24 protein-coding genes are annotated in these 21121 nt (G+C 61.5%); 15 read left to right on the forward strand and 9 right to left on the reverse strand.

The window, feature by feature from the left end; genetic code table 11:
• Positions 1–15: 15 nt before the first annotated feature.
• Genes HNQ39_RS23685 through HNQ39_RS23695 form a run of 3 tightly spaced genes read right to left on the reverse strand, consistent with a single transcriptional unit; the run spans position 16 to position 2192 of the window.
• Positions 16–336, reverse strand: a complete 321-nt coding sequence (locus tag HNQ39_RS23685; RefSeq protein WP_184202788.1) for a hypothetical protein — start codon at positions 334–336, stop codon at positions 16–18.
• A gap of 7 nt (positions 337–343) precedes the next feature.
• Positions 344–1750, reverse strand: coding sequence for a tRNA nucleotidyltransferase/poly(A) polymerase-related protein (locus HNQ39_RS23690; RefSeq protein ID WP_184202790.1), 1407 nt, complete (start codon positions 1748–1750; stop codon positions 344–346).
• Positions 1751–1781: 31 nt separating this feature from the next.
• Positions 1782–2192: a DUF1801 domain-containing protein gene (locus HNQ39_RS23695; RefSeq protein ID WP_184202792.1), complete on the reverse strand. Its 411-nt coding sequence runs from the start codon at positions 2190–2192 to the stop codon at positions 1782–1784.
• Between the two features lie 51 nt (positions 2193–2243).
• On the opposite strand from HNQ39_RS23695, the gene HNQ39_RS23700 reads away from it, so the two are divergent.
• Together HNQ39_RS23700 and HNQ39_RS23705 are read left to right on the forward strand one after the other, a co-directional pair.
• Positions 2244–2837 (forward strand): 2OG-Fe(II) oxygenase, encoded by a 594-nt coding sequence (locus HNQ39_RS23700; RefSeq protein WP_184202794.1) that lies wholly within the window; start codon positions 2244–2246, stop codon positions 2835–2837.
• 18 nt (positions 2838–2855) lie between these two features.
• A complete protein-coding gene (locus HNQ39_RS23705) occupies positions 2856–3248 on the forward strand; it encodes a hypothetical protein (protein WP_184202796.1) in 393 nt (130 codons plus the stop codon).
• A 131-nt stretch (positions 3249–3379) separates the two neighbouring features.
• Here the strand turns inward: HNQ39_RS23705 and HNQ39_RS23710 are convergent, their stop codons facing one another.
• From HNQ39_RS23710 to rfbA, 3 genes are read right to left on the reverse strand one after another with little or no spacing between them, the layout of a single operon-like run.
• Positions 3380–4381 carry an acyltransferase gene (locus tag HNQ39_RS23710; protein WP_184202798.1) on the reverse strand — a complete coding sequence of 334 codons (1002 nt, stop codon included), beginning with the start codon at positions 4379–4381 and terminating at the stop codon, positions 3380–3382.
• A 1-nt stretch (position 4382) separates the two neighbouring features.
• Positions 4383–4937: a dTDP-4-dehydrorhamnose 3,5-epimerase family protein gene (locus tag HNQ39_RS23715; RefSeq protein WP_184202800.1), complete on the reverse strand. Its 555-nt coding sequence runs from the start codon at positions 4935–4937 to the stop codon at positions 4383–4385.
• 7 nt (positions 4938–4944) lie between these two features.
• Positions 4945–5817 carry a glucose-1-phosphate thymidylyltransferase RfbA gene (gene rfbA / locus HNQ39_RS23720; protein WP_184202802.1) on the reverse strand — a complete coding sequence of 291 codons (873 nt, stop codon included), beginning with the start codon at positions 5815–5817 and terminating at the stop codon, positions 4945–4947.
• A gap of 180 nt (positions 5818–5997) precedes the next feature.
• On the opposite strand from rfbA, the gene HNQ39_RS23725 reads away from it, so the two are divergent.
• The 5 genes from HNQ39_RS23725 (at position 5998) to HNQ39_RS23745 (ending at position 9719) form a co-directional block, all read left to right on the forward strand.
• A complete protein-coding gene (locus tag HNQ39_RS23725) occupies positions 5998–7071 on the forward strand; it encodes an alcohol dehydrogenase catalytic domain-containing protein (protein WP_184202804.1) in 1074 nt (357 codons plus the stop codon).
• Between the two features lie 175 nt (positions 7072–7246).
• Positions 7247–8125: a glycosyltransferase gene (locus tag HNQ39_RS23730; protein WP_184202806.1), complete on the forward strand. Its 879-nt coding sequence runs from the start codon at positions 7247–7249 to the stop codon at positions 8123–8125.
• 145 nt (positions 8126–8270) lie between these two features.
• The gene (locus tag HNQ39_RS23735; protein ID WP_184202808.1) at positions 8271–8855 is read left to right on the forward strand and encodes a transposase; all 585 of its coding nucleotides are present in this window, start codon (positions 8271–8273) and stop codon (positions 8853–8855) included.
• On the forward strand, positions 8852–9043 hold the full coding sequence (locus HNQ39_RS23740) for a hypothetical protein (RefSeq protein ID WP_184202810.1): 192 nt from the start codon (positions 8852–8854) through the stop codon (positions 9041–9043). Before HNQ39_RS23735 ends, HNQ39_RS23740 begins: the two co-directional genes overlap by 4 nt.
• Positions 9044–9353: 310 nt before the next feature.
• Positions 9354–9719 carry an SUMF1/EgtB/PvdO family nonheme iron enzyme gene (locus HNQ39_RS23745; protein WP_184202812.1) on the forward strand — a complete coding sequence of 122 codons (366 nt, stop codon included), beginning with the start codon at positions 9354–9356 and terminating at the stop codon, positions 9717–9719.
• Here HNQ39_RS23745 and HNQ39_RS23750 read toward each other — a convergent pair.
• Entirely contained in the window at positions 9685–10059 is a 375-nt protein-coding gene (locus HNQ39_RS23750) for an MmcQ/YjbR family DNA-binding protein (protein ID WP_184202814.1), read from the reverse strand. The two genes, HNQ39_RS23745 and HNQ39_RS23750, sit on opposite strands and share 35 nt — an antisense overlap.
• A gap of 51 nt (positions 10060–10110) precedes the next feature.
• Here HNQ39_RS23750 and HNQ39_RS23755 point away from each other — a divergent pair, with 51 nt between their 5' ends.
• Complete coding sequence (locus tag HNQ39_RS23755) at positions 10111–10656, forward strand: hypothetical protein (RefSeq protein ID WP_184202816.1); 546 nt, start codon at positions 10111–10113, stop codon at positions 10654–10656.
• Positions 10657–10664: 8 nt separating this feature from the next.
• Here the strand turns inward: HNQ39_RS23755 and HNQ39_RS23760 are convergent, their stop codons facing one another.
• Positions 10665–12110 (reverse strand): RNB domain-containing ribonuclease, encoded by a 1446-nt coding sequence (locus HNQ39_RS23760; protein WP_184202818.1) that lies wholly within the window; start codon positions 12108–12110, stop codon positions 10665–10667.
• Positions 12111–12229: 119 nt separating this feature from the next.
• Between HNQ39_RS23760 and HNQ39_RS23765 the strand changes: the two genes are divergently transcribed.
• The 7 genes from HNQ39_RS23765 to HNQ39_RS23795 all read left to right on the forward strand — a co-directional run bounded on the left by HNQ39_RS23765 (position 12230) and on the right by HNQ39_RS23795 (position 20292).
• Entirely contained in the window at positions 12230–12964 is a 735-nt protein-coding gene (locus HNQ39_RS23765) for a phosphatidylinositol-specific phospholipase C/glycerophosphodiester phosphodiesterase family protein (protein WP_184202820.1), read from the forward strand.
• A 105-nt stretch (positions 12965–13069) separates the two neighbouring features.
• Entirely contained in the window at positions 13070–13783 is a 714-nt protein-coding gene (locus HNQ39_RS23770; RefSeq protein ID WP_184202822.1) for an SDR family oxidoreductase, read from the forward strand.
• 7 nt (positions 13784–13790) lie between these two features.
• Positions 13791–15092: an NAD-dependent epimerase/dehydratase family protein gene (locus HNQ39_RS23775; protein WP_184202824.1), complete on the forward strand. Its 1302-nt coding sequence runs from the start codon at positions 13791–13793 to the stop codon at positions 15090–15092.
• Positions 15089–18295: a glycosyl hydrolase family 2 protein gene (locus HNQ39_RS23780; protein WP_184202826.1), complete on the forward strand. Its 3207-nt coding sequence runs from the start codon at positions 15089–15091 to the stop codon at positions 18293–18295. The genes HNQ39_RS23775 and HNQ39_RS23780 overlap by 4 nt, the downstream gene beginning before the upstream one ends.
• A gap of 8 nt (positions 18296–18303) precedes the next feature.
• Complete coding sequence (locus tag HNQ39_RS23785; RefSeq protein WP_184202828.1) at positions 18304–18963, forward strand: hypothetical protein; 660 nt, start codon at positions 18304–18306, stop codon at positions 18961–18963.
• Positions 18964–18967: 4 nt separating this feature from the next.
• Complete coding sequence (locus HNQ39_RS23790) at positions 18968–19585, forward strand: hypothetical protein (protein WP_184202830.1); 618 nt, start codon at positions 18968–18970, stop codon at positions 19583–19585.
• Positions 19582–20292 (forward strand): hypothetical protein, encoded by a 711-nt coding sequence (locus HNQ39_RS23795; RefSeq protein ID WP_184202833.1) that lies wholly within the window; start codon positions 19582–19584, stop codon positions 20290–20292. Before HNQ39_RS23790 ends, HNQ39_RS23795 begins: the two co-directional genes overlap by 4 nt.
• On the opposite strand, the gene rsmA is transcribed toward HNQ39_RS23795, so the two are convergent.
• Positions 20273–21115, reverse strand: a complete 843-nt coding sequence (gene rsmA, locus HNQ39_RS23800; RefSeq protein WP_184202835.1) for a 16S rRNA (adenine(1518)-N(6)/adenine(1519)-N(6))-dimethyltransferase RsmA — start codon at positions 21113–21115, stop codon at positions 20273–20275. The two genes, HNQ39_RS23795 and rsmA, sit on opposite strands and share 20 nt — an antisense overlap.
• Positions 21116–21121 lie beyond the last annotated feature (6 nt).

The raw sequence follows: 21121 nt of genomic DNA on the forward strand, positions 1-21121 counted from the left end.
ACGATAGTGTACCGCTCAGAGACCGGGTTTTAGCTCCCGCCAGCGCAGTATCAGGAGAAGCACTCCCGCGATGGTGTGGGCCAAGTGAAGATACGCTCGGAGGTCGCAACCCTGGACTCCCATCGCACAAAACAGTGTAAAGACAATAATTGCCCAGCGGCGTTGCGCGGCGATACGCTGTGCAATGCCCAGCAGAGCCAGACATACCCAGAGATAGAAGTAGTTCCAGGGAGTGGCTCCGGGGGAGAAGAGGTCCGTCAGCATCAGGTAGGCACCGTAGCCCGCGATCCCCCCCAGAAGAAAGGCGAAGTACCGGGTGATTGCTTGTGTACTCATGGCGGCATTATACGGTCTTGGCCCGGGCTCTTGTGGTTTCTATCTCTGAGAGCAGCGTGCGGGCGAGTGCCTCTGCCGTCTCCTTGTCGCCCTCGGTCAGCTCACCGGCGATCACGGCATCGGTGAGGGCATTTTTTAGCCTCCCGACCAGCGGCCCGGCGGGGATGCCGAGGCGCTCCATCAGCTCGATCCCCGAGAGCGGCGAGTCCGCGGTGCGGATGTCGATCTGGGCGTCGATAGCGGCCATGCGCTCTGAGAGGGCGCGCAGGTCGGCCTGGGGGGGGAGATCGGGACGGCAGGCGGCGAGGTCGGCGTGGGCGAGGGTGAAGAGGGCCTCCCGGTGGCTATCGACCGTGCGGATCAGGCGACGAACCGCAGCATCGGTCCAGTCAGACTTGTAGGCACCGTAGCGCATGTGCAGCCCCACCAAGGTCGAGACCTGCTTGATCTCGTCGTTGGCGTACTTCAGCCGCGTCAAGACATCGCGTGTCAGCTGCGCCCCGACATGCTCGTGCTCGTAAAAATGCACCCCGCTGCCATCCTCCGTGCGCGTCGCGGGCTTGCCAATGTCATGAAAAAGAGTCGCGAGACGCAGGAGCAAGTCGGCGTCTCTGGGAAGGTTTTCGAGTGCCTTGAGCGTGTGTGTCCAGACATCGTAGGCGTGCCAGGTGTTCTGCGAGACCCCGTGCATCGCAGCGAGCTCCGGGGCGAATCTTGCTAAGAGCCCGGTCTCACGGAGCTGCTCCAGCCCTGCCGAGGCACCGGGAGCGAGCAGGGTCTTGTTGAGCTCCTCACGCACCCGCTCGTAGCTGATCCCATGCTCGGGCGAGAGACGAAACGCATTGTCTTTGAGCGCTTGGTAGGTGGTGGGAGCGATCGTAAAGCCGAGGCGTGCGGCGAAGCGGCAGGCGCGCAGCATGCGGAGGGGATCGTCGGTGAAGGTGATCACGGGATCGAGCGGCGTGCGCAGAACCCCCGCCTGGAGATCGTCGTGGCCCACCCCCAGGGGATCGACAATCTCGCCGGTATCGAGGCTCTCCAGAAAGGTGTTGATCGTAAAGTCCCGGCGCTGGGCATCGGTAAAGAGGGTCCCCGGGGTCACGATTGGCTTGCGCGAGCCCTGGCGGTAGGTCTCCGCGCGTGCGGTCACCAGCTCCACTTGCGCATCGCCGACATGCACCATCGCGGTGCCAAAGCTCGGGTAGAGCACGGGCGCGTGGCTGGAGACCCGCTTTTTCCAGAGCCACTCGGCCAGCTCCAGCGCATCGCCCTCCAGCACGAGGTCGATATCGGAGATATCCACCACCTTCCCGAGGAGCTTGTCGCGCACCCAGCCTCCGACAAGGAAGATCTTGCCTTCGTACTCGGTGCCGCGCACCGCGCGACGTAGCTGCTCTAGGGGGGCTTGGCTCACGAGACATATTTTACCCCGCCCATCGGAGGAGCTAGATTGAGCGCTCCACTGCCAGCGCAACAGACCGCTCGATCAGCTCTTTGAGCACGTCGATATCGACATCCGAGAGCTTCTTGATATGCAGGCACCCCCCGCCGCGTGTGTGTTTACCCAGCCTTGACAGAAGCTCCGCGTTTTCGTCCATGCCCATCAGATACAGGGTCACTTTATCCTTGCGGGGGGCAAAAGCGATCTGCATCCAGTCCGTCGGCTTCCCCTTGGAGCACTTGTAGCGGTAGTGCCCAAACCCGATAATATTTGTCCCCCAGAGCTTGGCTTCTGCGCCCGTAGCCGCTTGCATCAGCTCCGAGACAACCTCCGAGTCGGCGCGGCGGAGCTCACTGTCGAGAGTGGCGAGGAAGGCATCCACCGAGGCATCACTGACTTTTGTTTTGAGTTCCATATCCTCGGTACTCTGGGGGGCCTGCCAGACCCGGAAAGGGTAAAATGTGCTATGCCGTACTTTGTTCAGGGGCTCGCGCCCGATATCTTTACCATTCCTGAGCTACTCACCCCCGACGAATGCCAGGCGCTGATTCAAAAAGGCGAGTCTCTCGGCTTTGAGTTGGCGACGATTAACACATCGGCTGGGCATATAAAAGCAACGGAAATACGCAACAATGACCGGGCCATCTGGGATGATCCTCACTATGCCGCCACAATTTGGGAGCGCGTTAACAGCCTGATTCCCGAAGGTCCGGAAGGCCAAACGCCGATTGGCCTCAACGAGCGCTGGCGTTTTTATCGTTATGAGCCGGGTCAGCAGTTCAAGCGGCATCATGATGGTTCTTTAGCACTTCCACCGCGTGTGGTCGAGGGGATTTCACTTCCTCTTGGACGCTCCTTCACTACCCTGATGATCTATCTTAGTGATGGTTGTGAAGGCGGTGAGACAGCATTTTATGATGACTGGCTGCGGCCTTTGCTCAAGGTCCGTCCCGAAACAGGAATGGCGCTCTGCTTCGCCCACCAGATTCTCCACGAAGGCTGCACGGTGGTCTCTGGGCAGAAGTACGTGCTGCGTACGGACATTATGTACAAGCCATAGACAGGGTAGAATCCCACCATGCCGTTTTTTCAGAGCCCTAAACCGACCGAGGTTGGCCCGAAGCATCCCCTCCGCAAGCCGCTTCTGGACGCCCTCCGCCCCCGAATCGAAGGCGATCTCAAGCAGCCCGTGCTCTTTCGGGTGACAAAGCTGCACGTCTTGGGGGACTTTGCCTTCGTGGTCTGTGAGCCGCGGACACCGGCGGACAAGCCCATTGATTTCAAGAAGACGCACTACAAATCCGAGATCGACCAGCAGGTCTTTGATGGCGCAACGACCTACGCGCTCCTCAAGAAAATAGGCGGCAAGTGGAAGGCGGTGGAGCACGTGATCGGCCCGACCGATGTTGCATGGTCAAACTGGGCGGGGCCGCCCCACAACGCGCCCAAAGCGCTCTTGGGTTTGCCCTAGCCGTTGCCGGGCAATAAATTACCCGGCACAGAAGGGGAGCGTCCCGAGGACGCGCAGAGAGCTGGTGTTTGTGCGCCCACGGGGCGCTCCCTGCCTTCTGCCGGGGATTTCAACCCCCGGCATCCCCCTGGCTACCCCCCAATCAGAACCTTGGCGAAGGGAGCGCGCTGGATCAGGTAAACCGAGAGGGTGCTCAGGCCAAGCAGGAGCGTAACCGTGACGGGGACCCCAATGGCGGGGCCGTGCCAGCGGTTGCTGATCCCGGAGCGGGCGAGCTCTTCGAGCAAGAAGGGGTGGAGCAGGTAGATCCCCATCGAGAGCTGGGCAAGCAGGGTGATGTTCTTGGGCTCGCGGCGTACCCACTCGCGCAGGCAGACAAAGACCCCGAGGCTCTCTAGGATCACGGCGGGGGAGAAGTGACCGTTGATCACATAGTTGAACTGGTCCTTGGGCTGGACATTGGCCGCGCCCGCCCACTCGCCAAAGGTGACATAGGCCGCCCCAAGAATCCAGCCGAGCAGGCCCAGCAGCGGGGTGAGCGGGTCGCCCGTGCGCCGCTTGAGCGAGAATCCCAGCAGGTAGTAGCCGATATACGGGACAAAGAGCGTCCACGCCGTGCGATCCTCGGCCTTGGAGCGCCAGAAGACTGTCGCGGCGGCCACCGTGAGAGCCAGCGCCCCGAGCCACCACCGCTCCCGGTCCCCGAGGAAGCGGATCAGGGCACGCAGGGGGGGAGTGAGCAGATACAGCCCGGCGACAATGAAGAGAAAGTAGAGGTGGTAGTAGGGGCGGCCCTGTCGCAGAAAGCTCCAGCTGGTGGGCGTCATGCCGTTGGGGTTGCTCCAGGAGAGGTAGAAGTAGCACCAGAAGAGCAGCGGAACCCCAACTCGGAAGAAGCGCTTGCGGGCGAAGGCGAGCGGTGTCTCGACCCGGTCGGGGTTGAGCAGGAGCGCCCCGGAGAGCATGACAAAGACCGGCACGGCCCACTGCGACAGCGACGAGAGGACATTGCAGACCCACCAGCCCACCGTGTCTTCGTCCAGGGGCGGGCGCCGGCCAAAGCCGCAGACATGGATCAGCAGAACCGCCAGCAGGCCACAGACCCGGACCGTGTCACCGTAGGCCAGCCGCATACTAGCCGGGGATCATCTCCCAGAAGTCGGCCCCGAGGATATCCCAGGGAAGCCGGCGCTCATCCGGGTCATCGAGGCTGAAGTGCTGGTTGACAAAGTACAGGATGGTTGCGTTCTGGGTGCCGATATTGGCTCCGCCGTGGGCGACGCCGCGGGGAATGTAGACCAGCTGTGCACGTCCCCCGCCCAGCACCAGCCGCATCGAGACCCCACAGGTCGGGGAGTCCTTGCGGCAGTCGAGGAGCCCGACAAGGAGGCGGTCGGTGGGGGGGACAAACCAGACATCTTCCTGGTTGTAGTGCAGGTGAAATGCCTTGATCGAGCCGGGAAGCACGAGCGAGTACGACGACTGCCGCACCTGGAACTCGGGGATGGCGAGCAGGTGGCCGGTCTCGTCGAAGCGCACCAGCTCCGCAAAGCTCCCGCCATCGTCGATCATCAGGTTCAGGGGGATCACCTTGACTCCCTCAATCGGGGTCTTGCGGGTGTACTCTTGGGTGGTCAGCGCGGCGGCGTACTCCGGCGCGAGCGAGTCGGGTTTCAGGGATTCAGGCATAGGTGTGCTATTTTACCAGTCGGCGCAGGTAGGTGGCGTACTCGGTCTTGCCCAGCTTGGCCGCACGGGCGAGGACATCGTCGGGGCTGATCCAGCCCGAGAGATAGGCGATCTCCTCCAGGCACGCGATCTTGAGGTCCTGGCGGTGCTCGATGGCGGCGACAAAGTTGCTGGCCTCTAGAAGGGAGTCGTGCGTCCCCGTGTCCAGCCAGGCCGTCCCGCGCCCGAAGAGCTCGGCATGGAGCTGGCCTTGCTCCAGATAGACCCGGTTGACATCGGTGATCTCCAGCTCGCCGCGGGGGGAGGGCTTGATATTCTTGGCGATCTCGGTGATCTGGCTATCGTAGAAGTACAACCCCACCACGGCGTAGCTGGACTTGGGCGCGGCGGGCTTCTCCTCGATCGAGATCACCTTTCCCGTGCCGTCGAACTCCATCACGCCGTAGCGCTCCGGGTCCTTGACATGGTAGCCAAAGACAGTCGCGCCGTCGGTGCGCTGCGCCGCGCCGCGTAGCTGCTCGGGGAGGCCGTGGCCGTAGAAGATATTGTCTCCCAGCACCAGCGCCGTCGGGCCGCCGCCGACGAACTCTTCCGCGATATGAAACGCCTGCGCCAGTCCCTCGGGGCGGGGCTGCACCGCGTACTGCATCGAGATACCGTAGGCGCTCCCATCGCCGAGCAAGCGCTCAAAGAGGGGCAGGTCCTCGGGCGTGGAGATCAGACAGACATCCCGAATCCCGGCGAGCATCAGCGTGCTCAGTGGGTAGTAGACCATCGGCTTGTCGTAGATGGGCATGAGCTGCTTGGAGACAGCCAGGGTCATGGGATAGAGACGGGTGCCACTGCCGCCTGCGAGAACAATACCTTTCATCGGGGGCATTATACCGTCAATGGGCAGGGGGCGGGAAATGGGGACGGAGCACGAAAGCCCCTCTCGTCTCTTGTGCAATCTGCATCATAGTCATATAGACCAACGAGCGGGGCTTCAGTGGTCTAGTTATTGGCAGGGTGCGCTTAAATCCCTACCCCCTCCGCATTAATTTCCCGTTATACTACTAGCATGCGCACTATCTCCGCTGCCCTGTTCCGTGAGGTCGGGCGGCCTTTTGCTGTGGAGTCCGTTCAGCTCGCCGAGCCCAAGGCGGGTGAGGTCTTGGTGAAGATGCAGGCCGCTGGGGTCTGTCACTCAGACTGGCACCTGGTGACTGGAGCGACCAAGGTCCCCGCACTGACGGTTCCTGGCCACGAGGGCGCGGGGATTGTCGAGGCGGTAGGGCCGGGCGTGAGCCAGGTGCGCGTGGGGGACCTGGTCGCGCTGAACTGGGCACCGTACTGCGGCCTGTGCGAGTGCTGCCTCGATAGTCTCCCGGCGCTCTGCCAGGAGTACTTGAAGCAGAAGTGGGCGGGGACCCTGCTGGATGGCACGACTCGCCTCTCCCAAGACGGCGTCCCGGTCCACCACTTCACCGCCACGGCCTGCTTTGCCGAGTACACGGTCGTCCCCGAGTGCTGCGCTGTCCCGCTTCCCTCAGACATCCCGCCCGCCATCGCCGCCGTGCTCGGGTGTGCCGTGACAACCGGCGTCGGTGCCGTGCTCAACAAAGCCCGTGTCGCGCCCGGCGACTCCGTGGCGGTCTTTGGCTGCGGCGGCGTGGGCCTCTGCGCGATTCTGGGCGCGGCTGCGGCGGGCGCGGGCCGTATCGTCGCTGTCGATGTCTCTGAGGAAAAGCTCGCCTTCGCGCGCCTGCTCGGCGCGACCGAGACCAGCCTCTCCCCGACTCTCGAAAAGCGCGTGGATTATGCCTTTGAGTGTGTCGGGCTGCCCGAGCTCCAGCGCCACGCCTTCGACGCCACCAAGCCCGGTGGGATGACAGTCCTCGCGGGAATCACCCCCACAGACTCGCTCACCGCGCTCCCCGGCGCGGCCTGGACACGGCAAGAGAAGACCGTCGCCGGCACCTACTACGGCACCGCCCACCCCCGCCGGGACTTCCCCCGGTTCGCCGAGCTCTGGCGCCAGGGCCGCTTGCCGCTAGAGAAGCTCCTCACCCGCACCTATGAGCTTGGCCAGATCGAAACCGCCTACGCAGACTTGGTCGGTGGCGCGGTCGGTCGCGGTATGATTGTGTTCTAGTGATCTACCTAGACCCTGTTGCCGAATTCCCGGAGAGGCTCAAAACGCCACAAAATTGCTACTGCGTCGAACACTTCGTAGATGGAGCTAGGGGCGGTTTTTGAATTCGGCAACAGAGTCTACCTATGTATAGGGATTGTATTTTATAACTGAAGACTGGAGGCAATATTTGATAATGGACGATGGACTAAGACGTGCTGCTGTGACGGGCTGTGACAAGAAATATATTGAGGGAGCTAAGACATTACTTGCGAGTATTGAAAAACATCAGCCTGATGTGAAACGTTATTGCTTGACAATAAGTGAAGATTATGAAGAAGTAAAGCAGGGTATAGGAAGCCTTGCTGAAGTGCATGCTGTTCCTAGATCGATAAAAGTTGTTAGTTCTGATTTGCAACCTGCCGTGCTTAGACTGTTTATGCCTTGCTTGCCGGTTGATATTGCTGTATGGTTTGATTGTGATGTTATTATGTGCTCTACTTCTCCAGAGTTGTGGTCTGTAAACCCTGGTGAAGTTTTGGCAGTGCTAGATACTGCGTATTCAAGAGATTGCTGGATTGAGGATTCATTAAAAAAATTTTACCGGGCTCAATATCCTGATTTAATTGATAAGCGAGGGTTTAATTCGGGGGTTTTTGCAATCCGATGCTCCGAATGGTTAGATCTCCCTGAACGTTATGAACAGGAATTTGAAATGGGAAAGTATCCTACCCATCCTCGTATATTTGATCAGCCAATGCTTAATGGATTAATGGCATCAAAAGTTCGTTATCTGCCGTTTAAGTTTAATGCACATAACTTATTTGATCACAAGATTCCTAAAGATGTAAGGGTAATTCATTATACTGGTCGTAAAAAGCCTTGGGGTGTGAATTTCTCGAAATGTGAACCTTCATATTATTATTGGTTAAAGTTTGGGCTTTGTGAAAGGAATGAGATGGTTTTGCTCTTGGTTTATATTAAAATATTGTTGCGCGCTCCGATACGCCTTCTGTTTATGTTTTTGAAAAACAGGCAGAGTTTTTTTAATTATATTGGTGACGAGAATAAGTAAGTCGTTGGAGAGTATTGGGACTATGTACGGTGAAGCTAGCTCTTAACCATTGGTGCGCATCTCGCTGTTGAGATTTGCTGATATTTCTTGAGTCAAGTGACTTGCGATAGGATGGGTTGTCTACACTCTTCCTGGAGCAAATCACTTGACCCTCACTGATTTTATCGCCACTTTGTTCTTTCATGTTGACGAAGCCATGACCGACGTACCCAAAGATCCAAGGTCACAACTTTGGCCAAGTGAACTCGTTACCATCGGTGTCCTCTACGTACTCAAGGCACAGAGCCAGCGACGCTTTTGGCAGTGGCTCGAGGCAAACTACCTTCACCTATTTCCAGCTCTGCCAGAGCGCTCCCGCCTGTTCCGACTGATGCGAAACCATCAAGATTGGGCAGATCGTTTCTTGTCTGACCCCGGTATGCTCCTGGTAAGCGACAGTTTGGGCGTTGAACTGATTCATCCTCGCCGACAGGGGCGAAGTGAGAAGCAAGTTGGTGAAAAAGGCAAGTCCAATGGTCAATGGTACGTGGGAGTGAAGTTCTGCCCTCTGCTCAACTTTGATGGTCGCATCTGCGATTGGGATGCGGAAGGAGCCAGCCTTTACGATGGTGATTTTCAATGGATGCTCTCGGATCATCCCAACGAGCCTAAACTTGTAGATAATGGCTTCCATAAAGCTGCCAAACGTGGCGGCGATTGTGAGAATCTGATCGTGGCAACTACCGAATGATCGCCGAGACGCTCTTTTCGGGTTGGGTTCGCGTTTTGGGGATGAAGTCGATCACGGAGCGTGGCTGGTCAGGTATCGAGAGCCATTTTGCTTTTGCTTGTGCTGCCTGGAATTTGGTGACGGATATGGCCACTACCTTATTTGGCGGTGACAAAAAGAGCATGAGTACGGCTTGGGTGCCGATTTGAAATAGCACCAATGGTTCTTACAGCTCATCCTGACTTGCTAGGACCCCTTGGGCTCTAGAGATGGGAAGTAAAGTCGTCGCGATCCGTCCTGCATTGGTCCTGGTCAAAAACACGACGAGGTGATATGTGAAAATCGGGGATATCGTCGCATCCCATTAACCTCTATCAGTTTGCGGGTCGGGGAATTACCAAGCAAGCACAGCGGGCGACGTGGCGGGAAGCAATCCTATACGGTAATCGGCTGAGTAAGCGCAGAAAACTCCCTCTCGCCTAGGACGAAGGCACAGGTCTCCTGAGGGACAGACGCGGCGTGCGGCTTCCGACTGCCGAGGAGTGGGAGTACGTGGCAAAGGGCTGGAGTGAGGGAAAGACAGGTAGCTATATCAAAACTCTGGAGGCGACCTACGCATTCTGTGACGTGGACCGCGAGCAGTACTTCCACGGAGTCTCTGAGCTAGCGAGGCTTGAGGTCAATCCTATCGGGCTGTACGGGATGCTGGGAAATGCCCACGAGTGGTGCAGTGAGCGCAACACCCTCTGCCACTGGGACGACTACTTTGCCAACTACGACAATGCGATCTACTATCAAGTCAAGACAAGCACGGCTCCGGAGACGGATCGGTATGGGTTTCGGGTTGTTCTCAGCTCAGGGTGCGAGCTAGGTCGAACGCCTTGACAAGTGTTTTGGGGGCCTGGATGCGCCAGGCATCCTCGATCAGCTCCGCAAGCTCAACGGTGTCGAGGGCGGGCAGGCGCACGAGAATCGCAGGAAAGCCGCGGTAGTGGTCGTCGGTGAAGAACTTGGTGGGATCGGCGGCGATGAGGGCCTGCTTTTCATCCTCGTTGGCAACCCGGATCGCTAGGACATCGTCGTGGAGCGTGCGGCCTTTCTGCCCCGGCACCTTCTCGGCGTAGTACCAGCAGAAGCCTTTTTGGCGCACCCGAAAGCCCGTGTCCTCGTGGACGGTCTCTGGGAACGAGAGCGCAATGCGCTCGACATCGTCTGTGTTGGTCATTCTTAATTTCCTGGGACGCAGGGTACCATAGGGGTCGTTAAGGAGTTCCAAATGAAGATCGTTGCCTCTCTCCTGCTGGCGTGTCTGACCGCCACTCCGACCCTTGCTCAGAAACCCGAGCGTCCCTTCCGTGTTTTTGTTGGCGTCCTTGATGTCCTTAAAGTGGGGACGGGCCCTGTTCTGGGCCGCGATACCTACTCCCAGTATGGTTTGAGCTATGACCTAAAGACAGCCAGCATGGGAAGTAAGACCGTGAGCTACGGCCTCTTCTACGACTACGCCACGGGCAAGGATACCGGAACGTGGAAGTCCTACGGCTACGATGTTTTTATTCGGGGCGGGGGTGTCCAGGCGCGGGTAACTCTTTCGGATGCTAGCGGAGCCGGGCAGCCGTCGCTGGGGCTGGGAATCGGAAGCTACGGCGTGGGCTCTGTCACCGGCGATGGTCGTGGCCCCTTCGGAGTGAGTACGGCTACAGACGTGGGAGCCAAGCTGACGCTGGGCTACGAGCTAAAATCGGGAGTCCTGGCAGAGGTCGGGTATCTGCGTTTGGGAACTCGTGACCTCCTCCAGTACCGCGTTGGCTACCGCTTCTAGCGCCGCACTCAGTCCCTACGGAGAAAGTCGATAAAGCCCGTCTCCGGGTCGGCCTTGATGAGCTTGACAGAGACCCGGTCACCGACATCGACACCGTGCTCGTTGCGCGTGACACGGCCCTCGATGGGGGGATCGAGCAGGCGGGCGTAGACTTTCCCGTTCTTCACTCCCGTAATCGTGGCGTCGAAGATCTCGCCCAGGCGTGGCTGCAAGAAAAGTGCGGCGGCGGTCTTGCGCAGGCGGCGCTCCACTTTATCGGCCATGCTCGCGCGCTCGGTGCAGTGGGCGGCGAGCGCTTCGAGCTGGTCGGGTGTGTAGGGCGCGGGGGTGCTGTGGAGCACCGACTTGATCAGCCGCTGCACGACAATATCGACGTAGCGCCGGTTGGGAGCGGTTGAGTGCGTGTACCCGCCCACCGCAAGGCCGAAGTGCCCCTCGCTCTGGAGGCCGGCCTTGACCAGTGCGTACTCACCCGGCCCAAGTAGCTTCACGATAGTCAGGGAGAGCTCGGGAAACTTCTCCGGGTCGGCGGCGCGGCGGCGCTCTAGAAACGCGGAGAGGGCACGCGGGTCGGGGAGCTCCGGGAGGGCTTCATTGACTGTTTTTGCCACCTCGACGATCCGGTCCCAGCGCCGGGGGGCACGGACGATGCGCTGGATCGATGCCCGCCCGCTCTCGTGCAAAATCTCCGCCACGGCGGTGTTCACCGCGACCATGAAGCTCTCGATGAGGAGCCGTGCGCGGTTTTTGTGGACGGTCTTCATCCCCACGACTTTCCCATTCTCGGTGATGGGCTGGGTCTCGACACTCTCAAAGTTCAGCGCACCTTGCTTCTCCCGCAGGGCCAAAAAACGGTCCAGGGTCTCGTCCTGAAGGCGTAGCTGCTCCTCCAAGCCGGGCACCGCCGCGACCTCGTCGGGGACCTCCGCATTGCCCTCCAGCCAGGGACCGATCCGCTCATAGGCCAGCTTGGCGTAGTTGCGCACCAGCGCTGGAGCCGCGCTGCGCTCCTGAAGTGTCCCATCCGGGTTGACCCGCAGGCTCACGACCATCGCCACCCGGTCTTGGTCGGCAAGAAGCGAGGTTGTCGCGGTGGAGAGCGCCTCGGGGAGCATGGGGAAGACATGGCCGGGGGTGTACAAGCTACTCGTGTTCTGCGCGGCGTGCTGGTCGATCACACCGCCCTGGGGAACCCGCCAGTCCACCTCCGCGATCCCAACACGCAATAAAATATCGCCGTCGGGCAGGCGCTCGGCCACCTCGATCTGGTCCAGATCGCGCGACTCCGCGTTGTCCACCGACGACCAGAGCAGGTGGCGCAGGTCAGGCAGGTCCGTAGGCAGAGGGACGCGCTCCTGTGCCGCTTCCTCGACTGCAAGGGGGAAGGTGGGGACGAATCCGGCGTCACGGAGGGCTCTCTCAGCAACGGCGACCAGATCAGGCGACTTGAACATGGCGTATTTTACATCCCCCACGGCGACAGCGCCGTGACCCCTTCGCTTTTTTGCTCCTTCGTCGCCACAAAGGGGTTTGGGAGGAAGATCAAGCCCCTGAGCCGAAACCTGAGCGTGCCATGCCAAAACCACTGCTCCGCGCCCACGCGCACAACGACTACGCCCACCCGCGTCCGCTGCTCGATGCGCTCGACCAAGGGTTTTGCAGTGTCGAGGCCGATATCTACCTAGAAGGGGGCAAGCTCCTGGTCGGCCACGACAAGAAAGACCTCCGTCCCGAGCGAACCCTCACCGCGCTCTACTTGGAGCCACTCTGGCAGCGCGTGCGGGCAAACCACGGCCAGCTCTACCCCGAGCCCGCCCCCGCCACACTTCTTGTGGACATCAAGACCGATGGCGCACGGGTCTACGCCGCCCTCAAAGACGTGCTGCGGCCCTACGCCCCGATGCTCACGCGCTTCGAGAGTGGGCAGATCAAGCGTCGCGCCCTCACCGTGATCCTCTCCGGGGACCGCCCTCGTGACGTTCTCGCCGCCGAGCCCAATCGCCTCGCCGCCCTCGATGGCCGCCCCGAGGACCTCGGCAAGAACCTGCCGGTCTCCCTCATTCCCCTCATCAGCGAGAGCTGGTTTACCCTCTTCAAGTGGTACGGCTCCGGCCTCATGACCCGCGCGGATCGCGAGAAACTCTCTGGCTTGGTCGAGCAAACCCACGCCGAGGGCCGCACCATCCGCTTCTGGGCCGCCCCAGACACCCCCGCCGGCTGGCAGGTCTGCTGGAACGCGGGCGTCGACTACCTCAACACCGACAAGCTCCCCGAGCTTGCCGCGTTTATCAAAGCGAAAAATAACTAGGTCGCGGAGCGACATCGTGGCGCTTGCGCCTAGAGCGAAGCGAGCCGCCCTCGTTCATGAGGGCGGATAGAGGAAGCCACTAAAGTTTTGCCGAATCTGCCTGCGATGACAGACGATCTTCTCTTGACCGGGCGCGTGGCGCTCATTGCGGGTGGGGCGGGCAGTATTGGGCAGGCGGTGGCGGCGCGGCTCTCGGTGTTTGGGGCGACCGTGGTGACCGCCGACCGACCCGGCTCCATTGCGGACCTCCAGACCGACCTGCGCGATGCCAGCGCGGCGGATGCGCTGGTGGCGCAGGTGCTCCAGCTCCATGGGCGGCTGGATATCCTCGTGAACTGCCAGGGAATCACCGGGGCGAGTGTCCCGCTCTGGGAGCAGACCGACGAGAACTGGGACGCGGTGCTGGATATCTGCCTGACCAGTGTCTTTCGGCTCTGTAGGGCGGCGATCCGGCCCATGCGGGAGGCGCAGCGCGGCGCGATTGTCTCGATTGCGTCGGTGGCGGGTAAAGAGGGCAACCCCAACCTCACGGCCTACTCGACCGCCAAGGCGGGTGTGATCGGATTCACAAAGGCGGTCGGCAAGGAAGTTGCAAAAGAGGGGATTCGGGTCAACTGTGTCGCCCCCGCGCAGATCGCCACCCCGATGCTGGAGCAGATGACTCCCGAGGTGGTGGGGACACTGCTCTCCAAGATTCCGATGGGGCGGCCGGGGACGATCGAAGAGGTGGCGAGCGTGGTGCACTTTCTCTGCTCCGATGCCGCAAGCTTTGTGACCGCTCAGTGCTACGATATCTCTGGTGGGCGCTGTACGTATTGATAATGCTATGAGTAAGACAATCTTTTTCGATGGAGATCCCCGAGACGGTGCCGCGGTCGCGTCCGCGATTGTTGGGGCTGAGACCGTGGTCTATGCGCCGCCGCTGGCCTATGTCCCACGCCGAACCGAGGACTTCGACCGCGCGACCCGTGGGATGTATGTCCTAGCGACCGAGGCGGCGAAGGCAGGCGTGAAGCATATCGTCCTGCGCTCGACCCTAGACTTTTTTAGCCGTCTCCCGCAGAACTGGCACCTGGGCACCAACTGGCGCCCGCGTCCCTCACCGGAGCTGGAGCAGCTGGGACCGTACCTGATGGAGCTCTCGCTGCAGGAAGTGGCGCGGGCGACCGGGCTCCACGTGACAGTGCTACGGCTGGGGGAGCAGGTGCAGGAGCGCGACGCCCTGGAGCAGGCGCTGGCCGAGCCGAGTGTTCCCTGGCGCGTGCGGCACCTGGGCGAGTGCACGACGCGGCCGGTGAGCGACAACGGCAAGCACTGGCGCGAGGTGCTCGGGCCGGTCGCGCCGGTGGCATCGCGGCCCATTGAGAAAGTGGTCGTGCTGGGCGCGGGCGGGCCAATCGGGCGCGTGGTTGCCGATAGCCTGATGGAGCGCTACACCCTGCGCCTGGCGGACCTGCACTCTCTGGTGGATGCCAAGGAGCAGTCGCCGGGGGCACCGGTGGCACGTCCCGTCTCACTCCCCCACGAGGATGCCTATGTCGATGTGCGCGACCTCGGCTCGGTGCTGGCAGCGTGCAAGGGCTGCGATGCGATCATCAACCTCACCGTGGTGCGCACTGATCCCACGGAGGCGTTTTTGGTGAACGCGCTAGGTGCCTACAATGTCGGGCGGGCGGCGGCCCAGCTGGGGATTCGCCGCGTGGTGCAGACAGGGCCGCAGCTCATCACGCTCCATGGCGAGAGTGATTTTCTGCACGACTACCACCTGGCCTGCGATGCTCCCACGCGTCCCGGACGCCACCTTTACGGCCACAGCAAGTTCCTGGGCAACGAGGCGCTGCGGGTCCTGGCCGAGTGGCACGATCTGGAGGTCCCCAACGTGATGTTCAATGGCTTCGCCCAGCCCGATGCGGTGAGCGAGCACGGGAGCGCGGCGATGATGACGAGCTGGCAAGATGCGGCGCGGGTGATTAAATGCGCCCTTGAGGTGCCGTCGCTGCCCAGCCCCTACGAAGAGTTCCACTGTGTCGCGGACTTCCCCCACGGCCAGTGTCGCACGGACAAAGCGGAGCGGCTCCTGGGCTGGCGGCCGCAAGACAGCCTGGAAGGGCTCTGGCGCAAGCCGTGACCACCGACGAGCTCTTTGCGCAGTTTCAAAACCCCGGCGCGGCGTGGCGGGGGAAGCCGTTCTGGGCCTGGAACGGGCGGCTCGATAAGGCGGAGCTGATCCGCCAGGTCCACGTGATGAAGGAGATGGGCCTGGGGGGCTTCTTCATGCACTCGCGCGTGGGACTCGCTACCGAATATCTGGGCGACGACTGGTTCGAGTGCATCAACGCCTGCGCCGACGAAGCCGAGAAGCTGGGCATGGAGGCGTGGCTCTACGACGAAGACCGATGGCCGTCGGGGAGCGCGGGTGGGCTGGTGACGCAGAACCCCGAGTTTCGCATGCGCTTCCTGCGCTGCACGGTCGTCCCCGAGAGCGAGTGGGCATGGCACGAGGGCATCTTGGCCGCCTTTGCCTGCGAGCTGGCCGCCGATGGCCTGAGCTACCACAGCCTGCGCCGGGTCGCGCCGGGCAGTGCGGTCCCGCCGGGCTTCTCCGTGCTGGAGTTCACGGTCGAGGAGATGGCGAGCTCGAATTTCTACAACGGCTACACCTACCTCGACACCATGAACCGCGCCGCCACCGAGGCGTTCTTGCAGTCCACGCACGAAAAATATGTCGAGAGGTGCGGTGACCGGCTCGGCAAGTCCATCAAGGGAATCTTCACCGACGAGCCCCACCGCGGCTCGCTCATGACCAGCTTTGGGCAGGGCCTAGGCAGTAGCGAGTGGATCGTCCCGTGGACCCCCAAGATGCCCGAGCACTGGGAAGCAACCTACGGCGACGACCTCCTCGCGCACCTGCCGGAGATTTTCTTATTTCCCGACGGCCAGACCGTCCACCCGACCAAGTGGTGCTATGTCGAGCTTTGCTTGTCTCTCTTTATCGAGAACTTCTGCAAGCCGCTGGACGCCTGGTGCCGCGCGCACAACCTTATCCTCACTGGCCACTTCCTCCACGAGGACAACCTGACAGCGCAAGTGGCGATGAACGGCTCGATGATGCGCTGCTACGAGCACATGGAGTACCCCGGCATGGACCTGCTGACCGAGGGCAACAAGGCCTTCTGGGTCGCCAAGCAGCTCCAGAGTGTCGGGCGGCAGCTGGGCAAGCCCTGGCTGATGAGCGAGCTCTACGGCTGTACCGGCTGGCAGATGGGCCTCGAAGGACACAAAAATGTCGGGGACTGGCAGGCGCTCTTTGGTGTGAACTTGCGCTGTCACCATCTCTCCTGGTACACGATGGAGGGCGAGGCCAAGCGCGACTACCCCGCCAGCATCCTGCACCAGAGCGCCTGGTGGAAGGACTACAGCGCCGTCGAGACCTACTTCGCCCGCCTCGGCCAGCTGCTCTCCCAAGGCGAGCCCGTCTGCGATGTGCTCGTGATCCATCCCGTCGAGAGCGTCTGGGCGCAGCTCCACCCCGGCTGGTGCAACGGCCTCGGCCCCAAAGCCGAGTCGATCAAGAAGCTAGAGACCCAGTTCGCCGAGCTCTTCCACTGGCTCCAAGGCGCTCAAATCGACTTCGACTACGGCGACGAAGGCATCCTCGCCGAGCACGCAAGAGTAGACGGCAACGCTTTCGTCGTCGACCAGATGCGCTACAAAACCATCGTCATCGGCGGCTGCACCACGATCCGCTCCAGCACGCTGAGGCTATTGGAAGCGTTTACCGAAGCGGGGGGAACCCTACTTTGGGTTGGGGACAAACCCCAGTTTGTGGACGCACTCCCTGCATCGCTGCCCGAAATGCCCGGTGAGTCTCAGTGTTTGGCCGGTGTCGAAGCGATCATTGAAGCGCTGTCCGCCGCGGCGTATGACCGTAGAGAGACGAGTCGTGGGTGTGGGGTTGGGCCGGACTTTATCGACAATCCGGTCTACTGCCAGCTACGTAAGCTCTCTGATGGGAGCGTGATTCTGGTGGGCCTGAACACAGATCGAGACTTGCCTAGAGACATAGGTTATATAGCGGTAGATGGTTTTGGAGAGATGGCAAGTGTCGAGCAGTGGGATAGCTTGACAGCAGTCCGAAGCGCCGTCGAGTGGGAACAAGTACCCGATGCCCAAACCAACGAGCCTTGCCAAGTAATCTATGTAAAGACGGTGCCGCCCGGTGGCCAAGTTGTCTTCGTCCTCTCGCCCTCGCAAACAGCCAGACCAGATTCTTTGCCTGCGGAGGCAATCGAGACAAGCACTGAGCTGCCTGGTCCCTTTGCCTACTCTCTCGACGAGCCCAACGCACTGGTTCTTGATACTGCGACCTGGGAGTTGACTCCTGTCGACCCCCTAACCCCCGTCCGACGGGGGGACAATGCGGAAGAAATCCTCAAGATCGACCAGGCCGTGCGGCGGCACTTTGGGCTGGAGGTGCGCGGTGGGGAGATGGTGCAGCCTTGGTACGCTGAGAAGTTCCACGGCGAGCCGCCCGTGCTGGGAAATCTCACGCTCCGGTTCACCTTTGAGGTCGAGGCACTGCCTGAGGGACCTCTCGCACTCGCTATTGAACGCCCCGAATGCGCTGTTATCACAGTCAATGACACCAACATCCCTTCCCAAGTGCCTGAGGGAGCGTCCTTGGTCACTGATTTCTGGGTCGATGCCTGCTTCAAGCTTCTTCCGGTGCCTGAGGGAGCGCTCAAAGTCGGTGAGAATGTCGTCACGCTGACCACCAGCTTCCGCCGAGACTCTGATCTCGAAGCTTGTTTCCTCCTTGGAGCCTTCGGGGTACGCCTCGATGGGCCTAAACGGACGATTATCCCGCTCCCAGAGACACTCTCTGTTGGGGATGTGTGTGAGCAAGGCTTGCCGTTCTACACGGGGGGCGTGACGTATAAGCTACCTCCCCCGGCCTCGCACGACTCGGCCACCTCCTCCGGCTTCGCGAAGGGGGGCGTTTTGGAGCTTCCCGAGGTCGGGGGGGCGTGCGTCCGCGTGAATGGCCAGACGATCCCCTGGCCCCCATACACCACAACCCTCCCCCCCTTCGCAGCGAGGAACGAGCGAGAGCCGGAGGGGGTGGCGAGCCCTAGCGAGCCGGGGGAGGCAAACAATATGGTAGCCGTCACCGTCGTGCTAACCCGCCGCAACGTCTTTGGGCCGCTCCATCTCGTCCCCAAGCAGCAAACCGCCTACGGGCCGGGGCACTGGGTGACAGGCGGCGATCACTGGAGCGACCACTACCAGCTCTACCCCTCCGGCCTGCTCGCTCCGCCCCGCCTTCGCTAGAGAGAGCCATGTCCCAGCGCCAACAGCTTCTCAACCTCTCCCTGCAAGACGAGCTCGCCCCCGTGCAGCAGAAGCTCACGCGCTGTGAGACGATTCTCCTTCGGGTGCTGATCGTAAAGGGGGTGCTCCTCGTGGGGGGGAGCCTCCTTCTCGCTCTCACACCGGGCATGCCTATCCCCCAGAAGTTTTTCTACATTCAAAACATCCTAGGACTTCTCTTTCTGATAGCGATTGTCGCTGGGTTTGGGCACACGATCATGTCCAGCCTAGCCAAGACACTGCTTCTGACGATAACCGAGCGCCGGAGTGAGGTGGGGACAGAGCAGGTGAGCTGGCTATTGGAGATTCTGATTGCGACCCAGTACCTCGGGGGGCTGGACGACCGCAGGATCAGGGCGAAGAAACAGCTGGAGGCGACTCTCTTGGAGCTGCTTCCCAAGCTCAATGAAGCCCAGTGCCGTGCGCTGACCAAGGCCCCGTGCGGCTACCTCCGTGGCTGGGTCAAGAACGGGCACCGAGGGCAGCAAGTAGCGGCGCTCCTGGTGCTGGCGAGCGCCCACGACACCAAGACCATCAAGCACGCGCAGGGGCTCCTCCAAGGCAGCGCCGACGCCGACCCCCATGTCCGCGAGGCCGCACGCGAGTTTCTCTTGGTGGTGGGAGAGTAGCCCTATGCCAGCGCAGCGCCTCCAGCCGGAACCCTTTCAATGGGAGACTGCCCTAGACGAGATCGAGACACAAGCGCGCGGCTACCTGCGCCGGAAGCGGCTTACCCTGATCCTCGGCCCGCTCGCGGGCATCGTCTTCTTTGCTCTGTTCTGGTGGGGAGGCCCCTGGACCCTACGCGTGTTCTTTCTCTCGTTTTCCTTCGGCCTAATGATGCTCTTTCTCTGGGGCCTGCTGATGCCGGTCGCGCTCCGAAACAAGCTGGTGGACGCCGTAGAGCAGGAGCCCAACACCGACGATATCCCCTTTGCGTTGCGGCTCTTGGCCCTCCTGCTGCTCCTGGGAATCCACCAGGGGGCGGAGCAGCTCCAAAAGCAGACCATTGCAAGGCTGGCCCTGCTGAGTCCCACGCAATTGGCGACATTGCAGGAGCCCGAGCGTGCGCTGCTGCGGCGCTGGGTGGAGCGCGGCGGCACCGACGAAAAGATCCGGGCGCTTCTGGTGCTCACCACACTGGGCGACCACGCGACCAAGCCACTCGCACAGCATCTACAGCACCACCCTGATGAGCGCGTTCGTGAGGCGGCGCTGGATTTTCTCCGCCAAGGAAGCAGTCTTTTATGAGCCAGCGCCAGCGGGAGCTCATTAGCACCGACGCCCTGATCCGCACCCTCGCCGAGGAGCCACTGAGCCAGCACCCCACCCTGATCGAGCGAACGCGGCACCTTCCGTTGGAGCTACTCATCCCGCGCATCCTCGAAAAAACCACGGAAAGCTGGCACGCAACAAAGCGCAGGACGATCCCGTTCTTCCTCCTGGGAACCGCAGGACTGCTCGGGTTTGCAAAACTGGCCCCCACGGGCTGGTCCTTTATCGGAACCCTGGGATTCCTGATCTTTTTGTTCTGGCTGGTGGGGCAGTTGCGGACGCTACCCGGTGAGGAGAACGCCCTGCTCGTGCTGGCCGAGCGCCGCGCGGAGCTAGGGCAGGACGAGGTCTCTCTGGTGCTGGCTCGGCTCCAATCCGCCCACTCGGTGACCGGTAAAGAGGCGATTGAAGCGGTCCAAGCACTTCGTCAGTGGCTGATGGCGATCCTCCCGCGGCTGACCGAGGCGCAGTGCCAAGCGCTCACCGAGCCGGAGCGGGAGTTCTTGCGTGGCATGGTTCGGCGCGGTGGCCCGGAGGAGCGAGTGGCAGGGCTCCTCGTGCTGGCGACGGCGCGTGATGCGGGCATTCTTCCGCTCGCCAAGCTCCTCGCTATCGACGCTCCCGATACCGACGAGCGAGTTCGGGAGGCGGCGCAGGAGGTGCTTAGGACGCTGTGGGGCTAGCCAGCGCCCGAGCCAGCGCGGCGATCTCTTCTAGGTGTAGGGTCTCCGCGCGGCGCTGGGGATCGACCCCGGTTGCCTCCAAGGCGGCGAGGATCTGGTCGCGGGGGCGGTCCATCCCATGTGAGAGCGCCCCGAGCAGGACTTTTCGACGCTGGCCAAAGGCGGCACGGCTCACCGCAAAGAACGCCTCGGGGGAGGGGACATCCACGGGCGGCTGTGCGTGGGGGACCAGGTGCAGGATCGCGGAGTCCACTTTCGGCGGGGGGAAAAACGCCCCACGTGGGACGAGTGCCGGGACATGGACCGCCGCATAGAACTGCATAAACACCGAGAGCGAGCCGTAGGCATCGGAGTCAGGGGCGGCCTTTGCCCGGTCCGCGACCTCTTTCTGCACCAGCAGGGTGATTGAGGCAAACGGCGGGCGCTGCTCCAGCATCCGAACGAGGAGGGGCGACGTGATGTTGTAGGGGATATTGGCCACCACCTTGGTCGCGCCCAGCGTGCTCCAGTCGTACTTGAGGGCATCGGCCTCGATCAGGCGCCAGTTGCTGAACTCCGCCATCACCTCGGCGAGCACGGGCGGCAGGTTCCGATCGAGCTCGATGGAGACCACCGCGCCGGCCCGTGCCGCCAGCTCACGGGTGAGCACACCCGCGCCGGGGCCGATCTCCAGCACGGTATCGTCGTGGGTGAGCGCGGCGGCAGCGACAATCTTCTCCAAGTGGTTGCGGTCCACCAGGAAGTGCTGCCCAAAGCGCCGGGAGAGCTGAAGGCCATGCCGCTCCAGCAGCGCCTTCAGCTCCGAGGGACGTGTTAATTCCATTTAGTT

This window comes from Armatimonas rosea (assembly GCF_014202505.1).
Lineage (GTDB): Bacteria > Armatimonadota > Armatimonadia > Armatimonadales > Armatimonadaceae > Armatimonas > Armatimonas rosea.

Excerpts from the sequence above, each read along its gene's own strand:
- HNQ39_RS23685 (WP_184202788.1), bottom strand. The coding sequence starts at position 336 with ATGAGTACACAAGCAATCACCCGGTACTTCGCCTTTCTTCTGGGGGGG.
- HNQ39_RS23695 (WP_184202792.1), bottom strand. The coding sequence starts at position 2,192 with ATGGAACTCAAAACAAAAGTCAGTGATGCCTCGGTGGATGCCTTCCTC.
- HNQ39_RS23700 (WP_184202794.1), top strand. The coding sequence starts at position 2,244 with ATGCCGTACTTTGTTCAGGGGCTCGCGCCCGATATCTTTACCATTCCT.
- HNQ39_RS23705 (WP_184202796.1), top strand. The coding sequence starts at position 2,856 with ATGCCGTTTTTTCAGAGCCCTAAACCGACCGAGGTTGGCCCGAAGCAT.
- HNQ39_RS23710 (WP_184202798.1), bottom strand. The coding sequence starts at position 4,381 with ATGCGGCTGGCCTACGGTGACACGGTCCGGGTCTGTGGCCTGCTGGCG.
- HNQ39_RS23715 (WP_184202800.1), bottom strand. The coding sequence starts at position 4,937 with ATGCCTGAATCCCTGAAACCCGACTCGCTCGCGCCGGAGTACGCCGCC.
- rfbA (WP_184202802.1), bottom strand. The coding sequence starts at position 5,817 with ATGCCCCCGATGAAAGGTATTGTTCTCGCAGGCGGCAGTGGCACCCGT.
- HNQ39_RS23725 (WP_184202804.1), top strand. The coding sequence starts at position 5,998 with ATGCGCACTATCTCCGCTGCCCTGTTCCGTGAGGTCGGGCGGCCTTTT.
- HNQ39_RS23730 (WP_184202806.1), top strand. The coding sequence starts at position 7,247 with ATGGACGATGGACTAAGACGTGCTGCTGTGACGGGCTGTGACAAGAAA.
- HNQ39_RS23740 (WP_184202810.1), top strand. The coding sequence starts at position 8,852 with ATGATCGCCGAGACGCTCTTTTCGGGTTGGGTTCGCGTTTTGGGGATG.
- HNQ39_RS23750 (WP_184202814.1), bottom strand. The coding sequence starts at position 10,059 with ATGACCAACACAGACGATGTCGAGCGCATTGCGCTCTCGTTCCCAGAG.
- HNQ39_RS23755 (WP_184202816.1), top strand. The coding sequence starts at position 10,111 with ATGAAGATCGTTGCCTCTCTCCTGCTGGCGTGTCTGACCGCCACTCCG.
- HNQ39_RS23760 (WP_184202818.1), bottom strand. The coding sequence starts at position 12,110 with ATGTTCAAGTCGCCTGATCTGGTCGCCGTTGCTGAGAGAGCCCTCCGT.
- HNQ39_RS23765 (WP_184202820.1), top strand. The coding sequence starts at position 12,230 with ATGCCAAAACCACTGCTCCGCGCCCACGCGCACAACGACTACGCCCAC.
- HNQ39_RS23770 (WP_184202822.1), top strand. The coding sequence starts at position 13,070 with ATGACAGACGATCTTCTCTTGACCGGGCGCGTGGCGCTCATTGCGGGT.
- HNQ39_RS23775 (WP_184202824.1), top strand. The coding sequence starts at position 13,791 with ATGAGTAAGACAATCTTTTTCGATGGAGATCCCCGAGACGGTGCCGCG.
- HNQ39_RS23785 (WP_184202828.1), top strand. The coding sequence starts at position 18,304 with ATGTCCCAGCGCCAACAGCTTCTCAACCTCTCCCTGCAAGACGAGCTC.
- HNQ39_RS23790 (WP_184202830.1), top strand. The coding sequence starts at position 18,968 with ATGCCAGCGCAGCGCCTCCAGCCGGAACCCTTTCAATGGGAGACTGCC.
- HNQ39_RS23795 (WP_184202833.1), top strand. The coding sequence starts at position 19,582 with ATGAGCCAGCGCCAGCGGGAGCTCATTAGCACCGACGCCCTGATCCGC.
- rsmA (WP_184202835.1), bottom strand. The coding sequence starts at position 21,115 with ATGGAATTAACACGTCCCTCGGAGCTGAAGGCGCTGCTGGAGCGGCAT.